Here is a 16,434-nt window from a genome sequence, read left to right as displayed (position 1 = left end):
GTTAGGTTGATTGAATATTTAAAATAGTTATTTCAGGCATAATTCCTACTCTTCCAGGATAACCCAAATGACCTATACCTCTATTGACGTAAAGGTATTGCTCTTTGTTTTGGTAAAGACCAGCCCAAAATTTATACTTCCATTGCGAAGGGCTCCATTTTACGCCGCCAATTTCAATACCAAACTGCATTCCATGAGTATGCCCTGCTAATTGTAAGTCTACTTGTTTAGAGAAAGGAATAACCTTGTTAGTCCAATGTGTAGGATCATGAGAAAGTAAAAAAGTTGGAATACCTTCTTTAGCCGATAGCATGGCTTTTTCTAAATCACCGTATTTTGAAAACCTACCATCGCCCCAATTCTCTACTCCGACTACATTTATTTCTAATCCATCCAGACTAAGCATCTCGGTTTCATTGAGTAAAAGTTTGAAATCCGAATTTGCAAAATGCGATTTTATCTCATCAAAATTCCTTTGCCATTTGGAACGACCGTCTTCAGAATTTAAATCTAAACCAACATAGTCTGCATAATCGTGATTTCCCAAAACTGCAAATTTACCATACTTCGATTTGAGCTGCTTTAATGTGTCAACAAATGGCTCGGCTTCTTTAGCATGATTATTGACCAAATCTCCTGTAAAAAATATCAAGTCAGGCTTTTCTTCATTGATTAATTCTACCGCTTCCAAAAGCTTATCTTTTCTTTGAAAACTACCCAAATGCAAATCCGAAATCTGAACAATCTTCAAAGGCTTAGATCCTTTAGGAAAGTTGTTTAGTGATAAATCAACTATGTGTTTTTTAAAATTAAACCTGCCTACAAGAATTCCATATGAAAACAGTGAAAAAGTTAATGCCCCAATACCTAAAGCTGTATTTTTTAAAAAATCTATTCTGCTAATTGGCTGACCACCTAGAGATAAGCTTTTATTTACAAAAATGGATTGATACAAATACTTAAATAGACGAATAACATCATCAATCAACAAAGGTAAAATCATTGCTAATTTGGATGCAATTATGGTAAACACAAAACCAAAAATAATTACCAAATAATTGGGGTAAAGTGTCATATTGGTATTTATAGCTGGGTAATACATCAAAGCAATAGTAATTGCAGTAATGAGCCAAAAGCCATATTTAAATATTGGATTTCCTGTAATTTGACTTTTAAACGCCGACCATACATAAATGTCGATACTTAAAATGAAAGCTATGAGTATTGTTGTAAAAATAATTCTAGCCATTTTTTATCTTTTCTGTTTTTTTAAATTCAACGTCCAAAGTTGTAAAATAATTATCTACAATTTGTACGAATTTCTCCTTTTTTTGGCTTGACATTTTATCATACATAGAAACCATAAATTTCATTCTTATGTTTTTATTAAAGACATCCCTGTGTTTATCTATAAACTGCCAGTATAATGCGTCCCATGTATCTTGCCATTCATCCTTTTTGTAATTACTCATTTTTCTCAAATAGTTACTACTACTTATGTACGGCTTAGTAGACATGAGTCCACCGTCAGCAAATTGACTCATGCCATATACATTAGGCACCATCACCCAATCGTAAGCATCAATAAATAACTCCATAAACCAACGGTAAATTTCATCTGGATCAAACTCACACAACAACATGAAATTGCCTAATACCATCAACCGTTCTATATGATGAGCATAAGCTGTTTTTAGTATCTTTTTTATGGTTGTGTCAATGGGCACTATTCCTGTAGTGCCATCATAAAAAGAAGGTGGTATTTTACGACTATGTTGAAAGAAATTACGGTTTCTTTCTTCAGTACCTTTAGCAACATATATTCCTCTTATAAATTCTCTCCAACCAATAATTTGACGGATAAATCCTTCTAAGGAATTAAGGGGGATTTCATTGGTCTGGCTATAAGCCAACACAGCATCTATAATTTGCGCAGGAGTTATTAAACCCACATTAAGCATGGGCGTAAGAATACTATGATTAAGAAAGTGTTCTTTGTCTACAATAGCATCTTCATAAATACCAAAGTCATAAAATCGTTGGTCAAAGAAGTCATTAAGCCATTTTGATGTTTGAGCAAAATCATTGGGGTAAATAGGATTATCGGACAGTTGACCAAGATTATCAGAAAAATTCTGATTGACATAGGTTACAGCCTCCGAATAAAATTCGTTGGACGGCAAAGGCCTGAATTTGGGCGCTTCTTTATCTTTAGGATACTTCTTTCTATTATCGGTGTCATAGCTCCATTTACCGCCTGTGGGTGAAGCATTTTTATCTATTAATATCCTTAATTTTTTACGTTGCTCAATGTAAAAAGAGGTTTGAAAATACTTCTTCTTGGTCGCCTTAAAAAAGTCTGAATATTCATCTGATAGATTAATAAAATATGGACTTTCATAGATGGTACAAAGCATATCTTTAGCCCCCTCTGACAATCTTTTTTCAAGCCAATCATCAACTGGATTAATGATGTGTATTTCACGCACACCTTTGTCGATTAGTTCAGGTATCAATAGGCGAATGTCTGAAGTTGTTTCATTAGCTTGAACATAGATTACTTTTTTGCCTTTTGACTCAAGATAAGATTGATAAAACTTCATACTTGCTCTATGGAAAGCCAGTTTTTGTTTATGAAAATTGTAGTGTTTAAAAAATAGGTATTCCTCAACAAGGTATATAGGGAAGTTATTATCTAACAAATCACTTTGCTGAAATAACTGATGAGGAAAAATAATATTTACACTATTCATTACTAATTACTTTTATTTCTTCTACAGCGTTGGCTACAGTATTTAACATCCTCCCATACTCTTTCCCACTTTTTTCGCCAAGAGAAAGGTCTCTGACAAACGGTACAAATTTTATGTGGCAAAGGCTTTTTCAAAATTTATCGAAAATCAGGTAATTCGTTAGCCCTAGCATATGGAAATTGCCCTATCCTTTCTAGCCTATAGTAGCTATTTAACCCTCCTATTCCAACGTCATTCAATAACTCCAAATTGATTTGACCATCATCCTCTACAGCCACATCGTCAATCCACAAATGTTGTATAGAACCAATTACCATCATACAATTGTTTAATTCTATTGGTAACATATCTTCTAATTGCATTGCTAGCTTAACACGACTTTCCTTGACAAAAGGTGCTTGAAAGTCGAACAAAAATTCTTCAGTAAAATTGCATTTATCAAATTCAGATTCATCTTTATCAAATTTTGCTGACGTATAATGAGCGTTCTCAATAAAATCTGTATGAATGTGGTTTATAGTGTAACACTTATTCTGCAAAATATTATCATAAGTATCTCGCCTCACTTCATGTTGAGGACGCAAGACGAATCCCAAAAGAGCAGGATTACTTCCCAAATGGACTATTGAACTAAAAACCGCCAAATTAGTATGCCCATCATCAGAAACAGTTCCTATTAAATTTGCTGGTTTAACACCTGTAATTGAATTGATTAAATTCAACCTTTTGATGCGTGGTGTTTGTTGTATTTGTTCTTGAGTAAGATGCATATTAAAGTATTATTCTATTATCCACTAAGTCTTGAAAGGACAGCACATTTTTTTCAGAAATGGTTTTAAAACCTGTTACGTCAAAGAAAAAAATAGCGTGATCACCATGATTATTGACAACAGATTTTTTTTCTAACTCTATTAGCGCACAGGTATCCTTTAAGACAGCATAATTTTTCCATGGCTGAAGCAAATTGTATGAATTAAGATAACGATCCTTATCGAAAAGTTTGCCGCTAATTTTACCTAACTTTCTAATAACCTTTAGATTGTTAGCACTTAATAATTGTAACACCACTTTGGAAGATTTTTCAAGATTTTTATACGTCTTAGTGGTATAGTCAATAGCAATAGAGTATATCTTAGGCTTCATACTCACCGCAGAAACGTATGTACATATATTCATATTGACTTTGCCTTCATCGTCATAAGTAACTAAACTATATACAGGAGGGCTGATTATATTCCAAGGTCGTTTCATTACTTATCGATTAAATTTTTCATCCATTACTTTAAAACGATAGTCAAAAATGCCTTTAAGCTGTTTTTTGATTAATAGAGTGTTGGCAATATCTCCAAGTATTCCAAAAGGAGGAATGTAGGTTATAATATCGGTCATAAGAATTCCACCGTCTTTTTCTTCAAAAAAGTGTTGGTGATGCCACATCTTGTATGGACCTAATCGTTGTTCATCAATAAAAAAATGCTTGTCTTTAACTTGAGTAATTTCGGTTACCCAATTCATCTTGATATTAAGCAAAGGAGATACTCTATAGGAGATTATCATACCGGGATACATCTTCTCGGGCAAGTCTTTTGAAGTGATGTCAAACAACATATAGTCAGGGGTAATTTCTTTCAAATTAGCCGGAGATGATGCGAAATCCCAAATAGTATCTATATCTGTATTTAAAAACTGTTCTTTACGGAGTTGGTAATGAGCCATATTAGTATTAGTAAATGAAATTATTTATGTTAAAAAAACAACTTGTATAACTATTTTGTATTTTTGTTATACAAATATACGATTATGCTATTTAAAACAAGCCAAAATCAGAAAAAAATAAGAGAAGAATTAGTAAATATTTGCGGTAAAGCCTACACGCTTTTAGAGAAAATAAAATATGGCTTTTATGGATCTCCAAAATATCTACTATTAAACATTAGACCAACAGCATTTGATATAGATTTTGAAAATTACAATGACTTAGTTTATTGTACTATTGAGATGAGAACCAAAGGAAGCGCAATATACTTTAGACACAAAAATGAAGAATATGTACTGATGTCGAGATACAATCAAATGAGCTTTTTAAATAATGACGGAAAGCTCGAAGCTCAAGTAAAAAACTACATCCTAAAACTAAAAATTGCAGACACTAAAGCCCACAAAAAGTTCATGCAAAGTTTTATGAAAAGTAGAAATTTTTCTAGTCAATAATTCCTACAAAATCATCTAAGTTATCAAGAATTGTGATTTTATGACTCTTAGTTAAGAAATTAATATCAAGACTATTTGCCACTAAATAATGTGTTGATTTTGGGAAAGACTTTTCTAAATAATTAATCGTAAAATCAAGATTACTTTTGGAAGTGTTAGAAACAGAGAAAAACAAGACATTATCAATGTGCTTTTTTTCAGCCAACTGTAAAAGCGATCCGTAAGGTACGTTTGCTCCTAAATAAACAACTTCGTGCCCACTATTTATAAGTAAAAACTTAGCAAAAATTAATCCAATTTCATGGAATTCATTTTCAGGTAAGAATAATAACCACGTTTCTTTAAAAGAATCGTTCATAGAAGCAGCATCTGCAGCAGCTCCAATTTTTTGTTTAACAAGTTCAGAAAGAAAATGCTCTTGCGAAGGTGCTATTCTATTGGTAAGCCAAAAAATTCCAATCTTAGAAAAGGCTACTAATAAGACGTTTTTATAAAACTCAAGTATTCCTAACTCCTCAACCCCTTTTTCATAAGTTGAGTGAAAAAGATGTGAATCAAAATCAAGAGCAGACTTAATCAATTTTGCAATATAATAGGACTCTGTTGAATTGTCATCAGAACTGTTTTTGATTTCATCAACTTTTTTGGCGATTTCATCGTGAGCTAATTTAGATATTGCTGATATTTTATAACCATTTTCGAGCAGGTAATTGGAATTCAGAGCACGCACTAACAATTCATCAGTATAAAATCGAATTTTGGTATCGGTTCGTTGTGCTTTCAAAAATCCATAACGGTTTTCCCAAGTTCGTAAAACGAACTTAGTAATACCAGTGATTTGTGAAAACTGGTCTATACTATACTTAGTCATTGACTATATATTTTCCATTAGGGTACTTATTGAACCAAAAATCCAAGCTACTCATTGTTTTTAAGTTGATTTTCATTTTATCAGTATAAAAAATGATTTTTGGAGTTCTTTTTTTGATTTCTTCTATTGAAATTTTCTTTTTTTTCTTTCTTGGCATTTTACCAAATTTTAATGTTTTTAGACACAATAGTCATTATTTACTTTGCAAATATACGCATTTTGTATAACATTGAGCGAAAATATTTATACAAATTTAAAAAAGTTATATATTTGTACCAACTTAACTAATAAAAAAATTATGAAACATCTACTACGAGTACTTATATTATCATTTATTTCTTTAACCACTTTCGCAACTGTTCATCAGGTTAATGCGGGAATGTTTTATTATAACCCAAGTTCACTGACTATATCATTAGGTGATACCGTTGTATGGATTAACGATGGCGGAACACACGATGTGAATGCAAATACAAACTCAGTCACAGGAGAAAGCTTTGGAAACCCAGAAAGCTTTAACTCATCCTCAACCAATGTTATGGGAGCTACTATACATACTCAAGTATTTAATTTAGCGGGAACATATGAATACGATTGTTCTGTAGGAAATCATGCTTTACAAGGTATGGTAGGCTCTATAACTGTTGAAGGTGGGGAAAACGGAACTGTTGTAGAAATTATAGTAAACTCACCTGATCATACTATTTTAGAGTCAGCTGTAATTTTAGCTGATTTAGTTGATGATCTTTCTGGCAACGGTCCGTTTACTGTATTTGCTCCAACAGATGCAGCCTTTAATGCCTTATCTGCAGGAGCTTTAGATGCTTTATTAGATGATGAAAACGCTCTAACTGCAGTTCTTCTTCAACACGTACACCCTGGCTATGTTACTGCTGATGACTTAGAAGAAGGTATGGAAGTGGAAACTCTTAATGAAGGTATTTTAGAAGTTTCTGTAAACGGTGAGGTAATTATGATTGATATGTCTACAGTTACTTTTGCTAATATAGTAGCTGATAATGGCATTGTACACGTTATTGATATGGTGCTTTTACCTTCTACAGATGAGCAAACAGTAATGGACATTATTGCAAACTCACCTATACACACAACTCTAAATCAAGCCATTACAGCTGCGAACTTGCAAGAAACACTTTCAGGTGATGGCCCATTCACAGTATTTGCACCAGCTGATGAAGCATTTGATGGTCTGCCGCCAGGAACACTTGACTTAATATTAGCAAACCAAGATGAACTAATTGACTTATTATATAATCACGTTCACTCTGGAGAAGTCTATTCAGAAGATCTAGAAGATGGCATGATGGTTCCAACATTGAACGGCACTGAATTGGAAGTTAGCATTGATGGAATGACAGTTATGATTAATCTAGCAACAGTCATAGAAGCAGATCTTCCTGCAAGTAATGGTGTAGTGCACATAATAGATAAAATATTATTACCTGGAATGGGAGAAGTAGACACTACAGTTTGGAGTATCATTAAAGCGTCTCCAATTCATACAACTTTGGAAGCAGCAATTGATGCCGCTGGTTTAGGGGAAACTTTATCAGGAGATGGTCCCTATACAGTATTTGCACCAACAGATGATGCCTTTGATGCATTACCTGAAGGAGCTGTAGATGAATTACTTGCTGATATCCAACTCTTAACAGAAATCCTATTACACCATGTTCACGCAGACAATGCTTTGGCAGAGGACTTAATGGACGGTATGGAAATCCCAACAATGAACAATGATGTGTTAGTTGTAACTATAGATGGAAGTAGCGTAATGATTGATATGGCCTCAGTTATTCAAGCTGATGTTGTAGCCGACAATGGCGTAGTACATATTATAGATATGGTATTAATTCCTGCAGATCCAACATCAATCGAAATACTCTTCAATAATAAAGACGTTGAGTATCTGCATACCATAAACCTATTAGGTGAATTAGTAGACAGAAACTCTACAGACAAAATAGTAATAGATATTTATTCCAACGGAACGAGTATTAAAAGATACAATTTACGCTAGTAAATAGTAATTGAGGTTAATTTAATAATTAGGTGGGAGAGGTAAAACTCTCTCACTTTTTTTTAAAACATTAAATAATGAAAATATTTCTCACATTTTTAATTACACTACTTATGGCAAGTTCATCCTTTTCACAGTCTATACACGATATATCCATATCTTCTATTGATGGTAAAGAAATCAGCATGTCCGATTTTAAGGATAAATACATCCTTATTGTTAACGTTGCCTCCTACTGTGGCTATACTTCTCAGTATAGCGATTTGCAAAAACTAAGTCAGGAATATACTGACAAACTTGTTGTTCTTGGTGTGCCTTGCAATCAATTTGGTGGTCAAGAACCTGGCAAAGCGTCCGAAATAAAAACGTTTTGCGAAAGTAAATTCAATGTTACATTTCCTTTAACCGAAAAAGTCGATGTCAAAGGAAATGCTCAACACCCTTTATACACTTGGCTAACGAATAAATCTAAAAATGGTTTAGACGATTTTAATGTCTCTTGGAATTTCAATAAATTCTTGATAGGACCTAACGGAAAGTTGATGGCGTATTTCAAAAGTGGTGTTAGTCCTTTGGATAATGAGATAACAACAAAAATTCAATAATGAAAAAATTACTAATTTTAACTGTAGCTATACTAACACTATACGGCCTATTTTCTTTTAACGTGAGCAAAACTGAAAACTACAATATAATACGAACCATCGACTCGGTAGAGATTAGAGAATATCCATCTCAAATTTATGCTAGTCATTATTCTGAACAGACAGGCAATAATTCTCAGTTTCGTGTTTTAGCAAATTATATTTTTGGCGGAAATAGTAAAAACGAGCAAATTGGAATGACTTCACCTGTCAATATGCGCCTGTCTTCTGAAAATAAAGAAATGCTATTTTTAATGCCAGAACGCTATGAAATGGAAAGTCTGCCTGCTCCTAATTCCAATGAAATTGAAATCATTGAAATGGAATCCCGAATGGTAGCTGCTATTCGTTTTTCGGGTTATTCCAACAGCGCAAAGGTAAAGCGCAAAAAACAAGAGTTAATCTCTACACTAGAAAAATACAATATCACTCATGCTAATGAGTTTGAACTACTCGTTTATGACTCTCCTTACAAAGTTTTGAATAGAAGAAACGAAGTTATCGTCATACTAAAATAATGCCTGAAGGACCAGAGGTAAAAATAGCATCCACTTATTACAATCGCTTTTTTGAAGGATCAAAAAACTTACGTTTTAATTTATTGACAGAGTATTACGAGAAAAAATACGCTGACGTTTTTGACACAGTAAACAAACACCATTCAAAGGATTTTCAAGCTACATTTACTATTGGAAAAAATATTTTTCTTCCACTAACCAATGGGCTTTTCTTTAACTTTCATTTAGGCATGACAGGTGGATGGAATTTAGATAACATTAAACATTGCCATTTTAGAGTGAGCGCTTCAGATAGGGAGCTTTTTTTTAGGGATGTTAGAAAGTTTGGCAAAATGAGAGTGTTATCTCTTGAAGAATTACAAAACAAACATTTCAAAACTTTCGACCTATTGAACGATGACTACGATTTGGATAAGCACCTTAATTACCTTAAAGAAAAAGTGAGTGCTACCAAATCTATCTGCTCTACCCTTATGGATCAACGTTTTTTTCCAGGCGTTGGCAACTATATCAAGTCTGAAGCATTGTATGCTGCCAAAATACATCCCGAAAAAAAATGGGGTAAGCTATCTTCTAAGAGGCGAAAAGAATTGGTGTTTGCCACTCAAGATATTATGCAAAGAAGCTATATCAGCGGGGGGGCTGAACTCAAGGATTTTAAAAACCCCTTTCACGTATCAGAATTTGAACTTAAAGTGTATGGTAAAAAAGAAGATGAAAATGGTAACGAAATAATAAGCACCACCACTTCAGACCAAAGAAAAAGTTGGTATTGCCCAAACGTCCAAAAATGAGGTATTGTGTTCATTACATATTTAAAAACAGTAAAGTGCTACTGCTAAAAAGAAAACTAAGCAATCCTTTTTATCCCGGAATTTGGACTCCAGTAGTTGGTAAAATAAAAACTGACGAACATCCTTCCCTTGCTGTAGTAAGAGAGACACAAGAAGAGACTAACTTAAAAATTGATAATCCTAAATTTTTGAATCATTGTATGTACGACGGGGACGAATATTGGTTTTATCACTCCATTTCACTAGAAAATGATATCGCACTCAACCATGAAAATGAGCAATTCGACTTTTTCAAAAGAGATAATCTACCACCAAATTTATGGTCTTTTTTTAAAGCTGAACTCGATAAGATTTAACTACTTAGTCAGTCTTTTAATGATTAACGGAAGATAAACTAAGTCAAAAAAGACTGCTACAAAGGCACTTATTATAGTGATTACTGACAGCTGAGAAACAGATTTAAACTCTGAAAAAGACAAAGGGAAGAGACAAATTATAACTATCAAAGTGGTCTTTATTATAGCATCTCCTGTTCTACTGACCACCAAGTCCAAAGCTTCTATCTGAGATACTTTTCTTTTTCTAGCATTGGTATATGCGCTGATAAGGTGAATAGAATCATCGATAATTAATCCAAATACAATAGTGAATATAAAGGCATTGGACAAACTAAAGTAGAAACCACCACAGAAAAGCAACCCTATACAAACAACTATCGGAGTAAGATTTGGTACGATAGCAATAATGAAATAGTTAAAATCAAATTTATTCAACAAAAAGAACACCAATCCAATAGAAAAAATAGCAATTAGCAAACCTAAAATTAGTTGCTTGGTAAGATCATTGCCCAGTAGGTCAAACAAATAACCAGCACCGGAATAATTAAATGTTAAATCATTAGACAAATACTCCCTTTCTAAAGCATTTAGTTTTTTAAGAGTCGCTAAAGAACCCTCGTCTCCAGTTCGGCAGATATAAAAGTATTTACCCACTAACTCTTGGTCTGCAAAGCCCAATTGCTCTAGCATCATAGCAGACGTATTGGTGTTGGAAAAATCAACTACAAAACCCAATTTTTCAATAGACTTCTCTACCTGAGATAATATACTTAAATCACCAATATTTTCTTTATCAAGGAAAATAGTAATGGGCTTTATCCCTCCAAAGTGATTGTCAAAAAATGCCGTTTGCTTGTACATTTCTGACTTTTTATTGATTTCATCAGTAAGGTAATTATCAATTTTTACATTAGCAACACCATATATTCCTATGAAAATCAATGCCCCCATTACAAGATGAAAAGATTTACTCTTTTGACCATTTTTAAGTTTATAAATAACTGTATCTGTAAAGCGCTGAAAAGACAACAAAGGCTTACTTTTGTTGAAGTTTTTATCAATACTGATAGCATATACCAGTAAAGCGATAAAAAGTGTAAAGACTACTCCTATAGATGTGATAAGGCCAAAACGTAGAATTGGCATAATATCGTTCACCAAAAACGTCAGAAAGCTCATTGCAGTTGTTATGGATGTTAGGGCAACAGCCTTTCCAACAGTATCTATTCTTGACAAAAAGAATAATTCTTTAGAAACGGTAATCTTGCTTTGCTTATTGGTTAAGTGCATTATATCAGAAAGACAAACAATAAACAATATGGCGGGGGTGATAATCATAACCAACTCAATACCTCCAAAAAGAATTTGAGATAAGCCTAAACTAACGACTATACTTGCAATAACACTGAAAACTGTAAGAATAACTAGCCTTAGGTTTTTTGTGATAAAAAGTAAAAACAAAAAGCACAATAAGCCACTCACAATAGTAAGTATGATAAACTCTTGAATTACTTTTTTCTCAAAATATAATTCGCTTGGCGAACGACCACTGACATTAACGCTTGACATATTTTCGTTCAAATCAGTTGAGTATAATGAATTGACAAATTTACGATTATCGTCTTTGCTAAGTCCTGATTCATTCTCTATCAAAAAGAGCAATTTCTTACCATCTGTTGATAAGAAATTATTGCCTCTTTCATCTATTTGCTTTAATGAATTCTTAAACGATTCTTCATCGCTTATCCTCATTACTTTCTTAGTAATAGGAAAAAGACCCGTATTGATAATTTGTCTATCGTTGATTATACTAAATACACGCTTCACGTATTTAGACTTTTTTAAAGACTTGTGAAAAGTGTCCACATCCAACATGTCTTGATAGGATATACTGTCTTCAAAAGAAATCCCAAAGAAAAGTAGGTTGTTATCATCCAATACACTAACGTCAACATTAGCAGCTTCTAACTCTTTTATTATACGTTCAGAATCAAAGAATATATTGGCTTTCAATAACTGATTTAAACAGATAGAGAAAACGACTAGAATTATGACCGAAAGAAGATACTTATAACGCCAAATGTATTGATACATTTTTATTTCTTTAATTTTGAAAGACCACCATCAACATGTAATGTTTGCCCCGTAATCCAGGATGATTTGTCAGATAATAGAAATGAAATTGCATCTGAAATATTCTTAGGCTGACCAACTTTCTGTAATGGATGACGAGTATTCATCTGTTCTACTTGAGCATCTGTTCTGAATAGTCTAGCAGATAATTTAGTTTGAACAACAGAAGGAGCAATACAATTAACACGCACTTTAGGCGCCCATTCAGCAGCAAGAGAACGACAAAGCCCTTCAATAGCAGATTTACACATTGAAATTGAAGCATGATAAGGCATCCCTACTGTTGCCGCAACAGAACTAATCATCACTACAGAAGAATCTACTGCCAAATGTTTATGATAGTGTTTAAGTGTTTTGATTAATCCCAATACATTAATATCATAATCTGCTTGAAAGTCTACAAGCTTGAGCCCAGAAAAAGGCCTGAGATTGATGGAGCCTGGAAAATAGACTAAACCATTAATTTCACCATCAATTTTGGGGTAGGTTTCTTCATTCTGAACATTGATTTGATGCTGACTTGAAGAACTTGGCGTCGAAGTAAGCTCAATAAAATCAAACTCCGAATTAAAATTATTTACTAGATTGTGAGCGATGTCACTTGAAGAGCCAACTAATAATATTTTCATCTTTTTTTTGCAAAGTTAAGCATTTTTGTATAATTTTATCGCTGAAAGTTTATACAAAATGAAAACCGTACAAGTTATCCGTCGAGAAAGATTCAATGCTGCCCATCGATTATTCAACCCAAATTGGACTGATGAAAAAAATGAGCTAGTATTTGGAAAGTGTTCAAACAAAAATTGGCATGGCCACAACTACACCTTATTTGTTACGGTTGAAGGCAGTGTTGACCCGGATACAGGTTATGTAATAGACTTGAAAGTGTTGAGCGATATAATCAAAAGTAGAATTGTTGATAAAATGGATCATAGAAACCTTAACCTTGAGGTTGATTTTATGAAAGATACTATTACTACTGCAGAAAACATTGCCATAAAAATATATGAAGAATTAGAAAGCGACATACGAGCTACTGGCAATAATTTGCACAGTGTTAAATTGTATGAAACTGAAAATAACTATGTAGAATACAATGGATAAAACTAAAATAATTAATGGCTCATCAGCTCAGATAATTGAGATAAATCCTGAACTAAGAAATATAGGATATGCAGACGGAATAAATATTAACGGCTCTCTCAACGAAGAAGAAAAACTTGAAATGATTGACAAAGCGGCTGTCAAGTTTGGGGAATTTTTGGATGCTTTGGGTTGCGATTGGAAAAACGATCCTAACTCAAAAGAAACTCCTACAAGAGTAGCCAAAGCCTACGTCAACGATTTATGGGCTGGACGATATAACGAATTTCCAAAAATTACTACATTTCCTAATTACGAATACGATGGAATTATTTTCGAAGGTAATATTCCTATTATATCAATGTGTTCACATCACCATCAAACTATTATGGGCAAAGCTCACATTGCTTACATTCCGCAAATCAATCAAGAGATTATTGGGCTTAGCAAACTCAACAGAATTGTTGAACATTATGCTCGAAGAGGTGCTATACAAGAGAATCTTACTGTAAGAATACATGACGCTATAAATAAGATTGTAGAAAATAACAAAGGTGTTGCCGTGATGATTGAAGCCTCACACAATTGTGTACAATGTAGAGGTGTAGGACACCAAGGAACATCTATGAAGACCTCAAAACTGACGGGGGAATTTATAGAGTCTAATAAAACAAGAAATGAATTTTATGAATTCATAAAATCTTAATAAAATACATGAGTAATATATCAGTCATAGGGAGTGGGTTTTCGGGTTTAAGTGCCGCTGCTTTTCTTGCCAAAGAAGGGCATAAGGTTAGCGTCTTTGAGAAAAACGAAAGCATAGGAGGACGAGCAAGACAGTTTAAAGCTAAAGGATACACCTTTGATATGGGGCCTAGCTGGTATTGGATGGCTGATGTGTTTGAGAAATTTTTCGCAGAATTTGGAAAAAAAGCAAGCGACTATTTCGATTTAACTCAGTTAGACCCGGGCTTTCAAATCATCTTCGAACAAGAAAAAACTATAAAGCTATCATCAGATTGGTCTGCTGTATGCGAGTTATTCGAAAGCTTTGAAAAAGGCTCTTCCAAAAAGTTAGAAGAATTTATGAGGGAAGCCGAATTCAAATATGATTTTGGCATCAACCAATTAGTCTATGAACCTGGTCTATCTCTGTTGGAGGTATGTAAACCTAAATTATTTGCTAATGTTTTCAAGCTGCAAGTGTTTACTTCATACAGAAATCACGTAGCTAAATATTTTAAAAATCATTATTTAAAATCTTTATTAGAATTTCCTGTCTTATTTTTAGGAACTGCCCCAAGTCAAACACCTGCTTTATATAGTCTAATGACTTATTCTGGAATTAAAAAAGGCACATTTTATCCTATGGGAGGGTTCGGAAAAGTCATTGATGCATTTAAAGAAATTTGTCTAGAACAAGGTGTAGAATTTCACACCAACGAAGCCGTAAATTCTGTCAATATTGAAGATGAAAAAATAAAATCCATAGTCACAGATATAAGAATATTAAAAACAGACATTGTGGTAGGTTCTGCTGACTACAATCATATTGAAAGTAAACTACTTCCTCCAAAATATAGAAATTACAACGATGATTATTGGGAAAAAAGAACCTTCTCTCCCTCCAGTCTCTTGTTTTATGTTGGCGTTAATACCAAGCTCAACAAACTGATTCATCACAACTTATTTTTTGATGAAGATATTGAGAAACATACAGACGAAATTTATTCCGATCCAAAATGGCCAAACAAACCCTTATTTTATGTTTGTTGTCCATCCAAAACAGACCCGTCTGTTGCTCCTAAAGGTAAAGAAAACATCTTCTTTTTGATGCCAATTGCACCAGGACTAAAAGATAATGATGAAATTAGAGAAAAATATTTTGACATTATGCTTAGACGATTAGAAAAATATACTGGTCAATCCATTGAAGAACATATAGAATATAAGAGAAGTTATTGCGTTAACGACTTTGTAAACGATTACAATGCCTACAAGGGCAATGCTTATGGGTTGGCTAACACGCTACTTCAAACGGCAAACTTTAAACCTAAAATCATTAACAAGAAAATAAATAACCTTTTCTACACAGGTCAGCTTACAGTACCCGGACCTGGTGTGCCACCGTCTATCATTTCAGGACAAGTGGTAGCAAATCACATAGTAGAATCTAACCTTATCTAATTATGAAGTACATTTTTGACAATGTTTCAGATAAATGCAGTAAGCTAACAACTATAGCTTACAGCACAAGTTTCAGCTTTGGCATCAAAGCGTTAGACAAAAAAATACACGCCCCTATTTATGGGATATATGGATTTGTTCGTTTTGCCGATGAAATAGTGGATACCTTTCACGACTACGACAAGCACCGCTTATTTCATAAGTTTAAAGCAGATACAATTGATGCCATAGAATCTAAAATTAGTTTGAATCCTATCTTGAATAGCTTTCAAAAAGTAGTTAACGACTATCAGATAGAATGGGAACTTATCAATACCTTTTTAGATAGCATGGAAATGGATTTGGACGAGTTCCAGAGTTATGACACAGACAAATACAATAAATATATCTTAGGCTCAGCCGAAGTTGTCGGTCTAATGTGCTTGAAAGTATTTGTAAATGGCAATGAAGAACAATATGAAGCACTAAAGCCTAGCGCTATGAGCTTAGGATCAGCTTTTCAAAAAGTGAATTTCTTAAGAGATGCAAATAGTGATTTTTCATACTTAGGAAGAACCTATTTTCCTGACGTGAATATGGTTAATTTTTCAGAAGAAGATAAAAGAAAAATTGAAAATGATATAGAGATTGATTTTGCCGATGCACTTAGAGGAATTAAAAAACTACCGCTAAGCTCAAGAGGTGGAGTTTATCTAGCTTACATATATTACTACAATTTATTCAGAAAGATAAAGTCATTACCTTCATCTAGAATTCTTGAAGAACGTATCCGAATTCCTAATACTAATAAGGTTGGATTAATGCTTCAGTCTATGTTGAAAAATCAATTCAACCTAATATGAGGTATTGGTTTATTATTAC

The 16,434-nt window shown here is 33.5% G+C and carries 20 protein-coding genes; 10 read left to right on the top strand and 10 right to left on the bottom strand.

Features of this window, described 5'->3' with window-relative positions; genetic code table 11:
- Nucleotide 1: 1 nt before the first annotated feature.
- The 6 genes from P8I29_03310 to P8I29_03285 are packed head-to-tail and all read right to left on the bottom strand — an operon-like array spanning nucleotide 2 to nucleotide 4,469.
- Nucleotides 2-1,249 carry a metallophosphoesterase gene (locus tag P8I29_03310; protein MDG1916825.1) on the bottom strand — a complete coding sequence of 416 codons (1,248 nt, stop codon included), beginning with the start codon at nucleotides 1,247-1,249 and terminating at the stop codon, nucleotides 2-4.
- On the bottom strand, nucleotides 1,242-2,753 hold the full coding sequence (locus tag P8I29_03305) for a cryptochrome/photolyase family protein (GenBank protein ID MDG1916824.1): 1,512 nt from the start codon (nucleotides 2,751-2,753) through the stop codon (nucleotides 1,242-1,244). The genes P8I29_03310 and P8I29_03305 overlap by 8 nt, the downstream gene beginning before the upstream one ends.
- Before the next feature lie 2 nt (nucleotides 2,754-2,755).
- Entirely contained in the window at nucleotides 2,756-2,890 is a 135-nt protein-coding gene (locus P8I29_03300; protein ID MDG1916823.1) for a DUF2256 domain-containing protein, read from the bottom strand.
- A complete protein-coding gene (locus P8I29_03295; GenBank protein ID MDG1916822.1) occupies nucleotides 2,891-3,523 on the bottom strand; it encodes a flavin reductase in 633 nt (210 codons plus the stop codon).
- Between the two features lies 1 nt (nucleotide 3,524).
- Complete coding sequence (locus P8I29_03290; protein ID MDG1916821.1) at nucleotides 3,525-4,004, bottom strand: flavin reductase; 480 nt, start codon at nucleotides 4,002-4,004, stop codon at nucleotides 3,525-3,527.
- Between the two features lie 3 nt (nucleotides 4,005-4,007).
- The gene (locus P8I29_03285; protein ID MDG1916820.1) at nucleotides 4,008-4,469 is read right to left on the bottom strand and encodes an SRPBCC family protein; all 462 of its coding nucleotides are present in this window, start codon (nucleotides 4,467-4,469) and stop codon (nucleotides 4,008-4,010) included.
- Nucleotides 4,470-4,553: 84 nt separating this feature from the next.
- On the opposite strand from P8I29_03285, the gene P8I29_03280 reads away from it, so the two are divergent.
- Entirely contained in the window at nucleotides 4,554-4,964 is a 411-nt protein-coding gene (locus tag P8I29_03280; protein ID MDG1916819.1) for a hypothetical protein, read from the top strand.
- On the opposite strand, the gene P8I29_03275 is transcribed toward P8I29_03280, so the two are convergent.
- On the bottom strand, nucleotides 4,954-5,835 hold the full coding sequence (locus P8I29_03275; protein MDG1916818.1) for a MerR family transcriptional regulator: 882 nt from the start codon (nucleotides 5,833-5,835) through the stop codon (nucleotides 4,954-4,956). The two genes, P8I29_03280 and P8I29_03275, sit on opposite strands and share 11 nt — an antisense overlap.
- Complete coding sequence (locus P8I29_03270; protein MDG1916817.1) at nucleotides 5,828-5,992, bottom strand: hypothetical protein; 165 nt, start codon at nucleotides 5,990-5,992, stop codon at nucleotides 5,828-5,830. The genes P8I29_03275 and P8I29_03270 overlap by 8 nt, the downstream gene beginning before the upstream one ends.
- A gap of 141 nt (nucleotides 5,993-6,133) precedes the next feature.
- Here P8I29_03270 and P8I29_03265 point away from each other — a divergent pair, with 141 nt between their 5' ends.
- The 5 genes from P8I29_03265 to P8I29_03245 all read left to right on the top strand — a co-directional run bounded on the left by P8I29_03265 (nucleotide 6,134) and on the right by P8I29_03245 (nucleotide 10,188).
- The gene (locus P8I29_03265; GenBank protein ID MDG1916816.1) at nucleotides 6,134-7,876 is read left to right on the top strand and encodes a fasciclin domain-containing protein; all 1,743 of its coding nucleotides are present in this window, start codon (nucleotides 6,134-6,136) and stop codon (nucleotides 7,874-7,876) included.
- Between the two features lie 77 nt (nucleotides 7,877-7,953).
- Complete coding sequence (locus P8I29_03260; protein MDG1916815.1) at nucleotides 7,954-8,481, top strand: glutathione peroxidase; 528 nt, start codon at nucleotides 7,954-7,956, stop codon at nucleotides 8,479-8,481.
- A complete protein-coding gene (locus tag P8I29_03255) occupies nucleotides 8,481-9,038 on the top strand; it encodes a heme-binding protein (GenBank protein MDG1916814.1) in 558 nt (185 codons plus the stop codon). Before P8I29_03260 ends, P8I29_03255 begins: the two co-directional genes overlap by 1 nt.
- Nucleotides 9,038-9,832 carry a DNA-formamidopyrimidine glycosylase family protein gene (locus P8I29_03250; GenBank protein MDG1916813.1) on the top strand — a complete coding sequence of 265 codons (795 nt, stop codon included), beginning with the start codon at nucleotides 9,038-9,040 and terminating at the stop codon, nucleotides 9,830-9,832. The genes P8I29_03255 and P8I29_03250 overlap by 1 nt, the downstream gene beginning before the upstream one ends.
- Nucleotides 9,829-10,188 carry an NUDIX domain-containing protein gene (locus tag P8I29_03245; GenBank protein ID MDG1916812.1) on the top strand — a complete coding sequence of 120 codons (360 nt, stop codon included), beginning with the start codon at nucleotides 9,829-9,831 and terminating at the stop codon, nucleotides 10,186-10,188. The genes P8I29_03250 and P8I29_03245 overlap by 4 nt, the downstream gene beginning before the upstream one ends.
- Here P8I29_03245 and P8I29_03240 read toward each other — a convergent pair whose 3' ends face one another.
- The gene (locus P8I29_03240) at nucleotides 10,189-12,264 is read right to left on the bottom strand and encodes an MMPL family transporter (protein MDG1916811.1); all 2,076 of its coding nucleotides are present in this window, start codon (nucleotides 12,262-12,264) and stop codon (nucleotides 10,189-10,191) included.
- A 2-nt stretch (nucleotides 12,265-12,266) separates the two neighbouring features.
- On the bottom strand, nucleotides 12,267-12,932 hold the full coding sequence (locus P8I29_03235) for an SDR family oxidoreductase (protein MDG1916810.1): 666 nt from the start codon (nucleotides 12,930-12,932) through the stop codon (nucleotides 12,267-12,269).
- Between the two features lie 58 nt (nucleotides 12,933-12,990).
- On the opposite strand from P8I29_03235, the gene P8I29_03230 reads away from it, so the two are divergent.
- The 4 genes from P8I29_03230 to P8I29_03215 are packed head-to-tail and all read left to right on the top strand — an operon-like array spanning nucleotide 12,991 to nucleotide 16,415.
- Nucleotides 12,991-13,407, top strand: a complete 417-nt coding sequence (locus P8I29_03230; protein MDG1916809.1) for a 6-carboxytetrahydropterin synthase — start codon at nucleotides 12,991-12,993, stop codon at nucleotides 13,405-13,407.
- Nucleotides 13,400-14,092 carry a GTP cyclohydrolase I gene (locus P8I29_03225; GenBank protein MDG1916808.1) on the top strand — a complete coding sequence of 231 codons (693 nt, stop codon included), beginning with the start codon at nucleotides 13,400-13,402 and terminating at the stop codon, nucleotides 14,090-14,092. Before P8I29_03230 ends, P8I29_03225 begins: the two co-directional genes overlap by 8 nt.
- Nucleotides 14,093-14,100: 8 nt before the next feature.
- Complete coding sequence (gene crtI, locus P8I29_03220) at nucleotides 14,101-15,573, top strand: phytoene desaturase family protein (protein MDG1916807.1); 1,473 nt, start codon at nucleotides 14,101-14,103, stop codon at nucleotides 15,571-15,573.
- Between the two features lie 2 nt (nucleotides 15,574-15,575).
- Nucleotides 15,576-16,415, top strand: a complete 840-nt coding sequence (locus P8I29_03215) for a phytoene/squalene synthase family protein (protein ID MDG1916806.1) — start codon at nucleotides 15,576-15,578, stop codon at nucleotides 16,413-16,415.
- Nucleotides 16,416-16,434: the final 19 nt, after the last annotated feature.

Source organism: Flavobacteriales bacterium, from assembly GCA_029248105.1.
Classification (GTDB): Bacteria; Bacteroidota; Bacteroidia; order Flavobacteriales; family UBA7312; genus UBA8444.
This window is presented reverse-complemented; position numbering and strand designations above follow the sequence as displayed.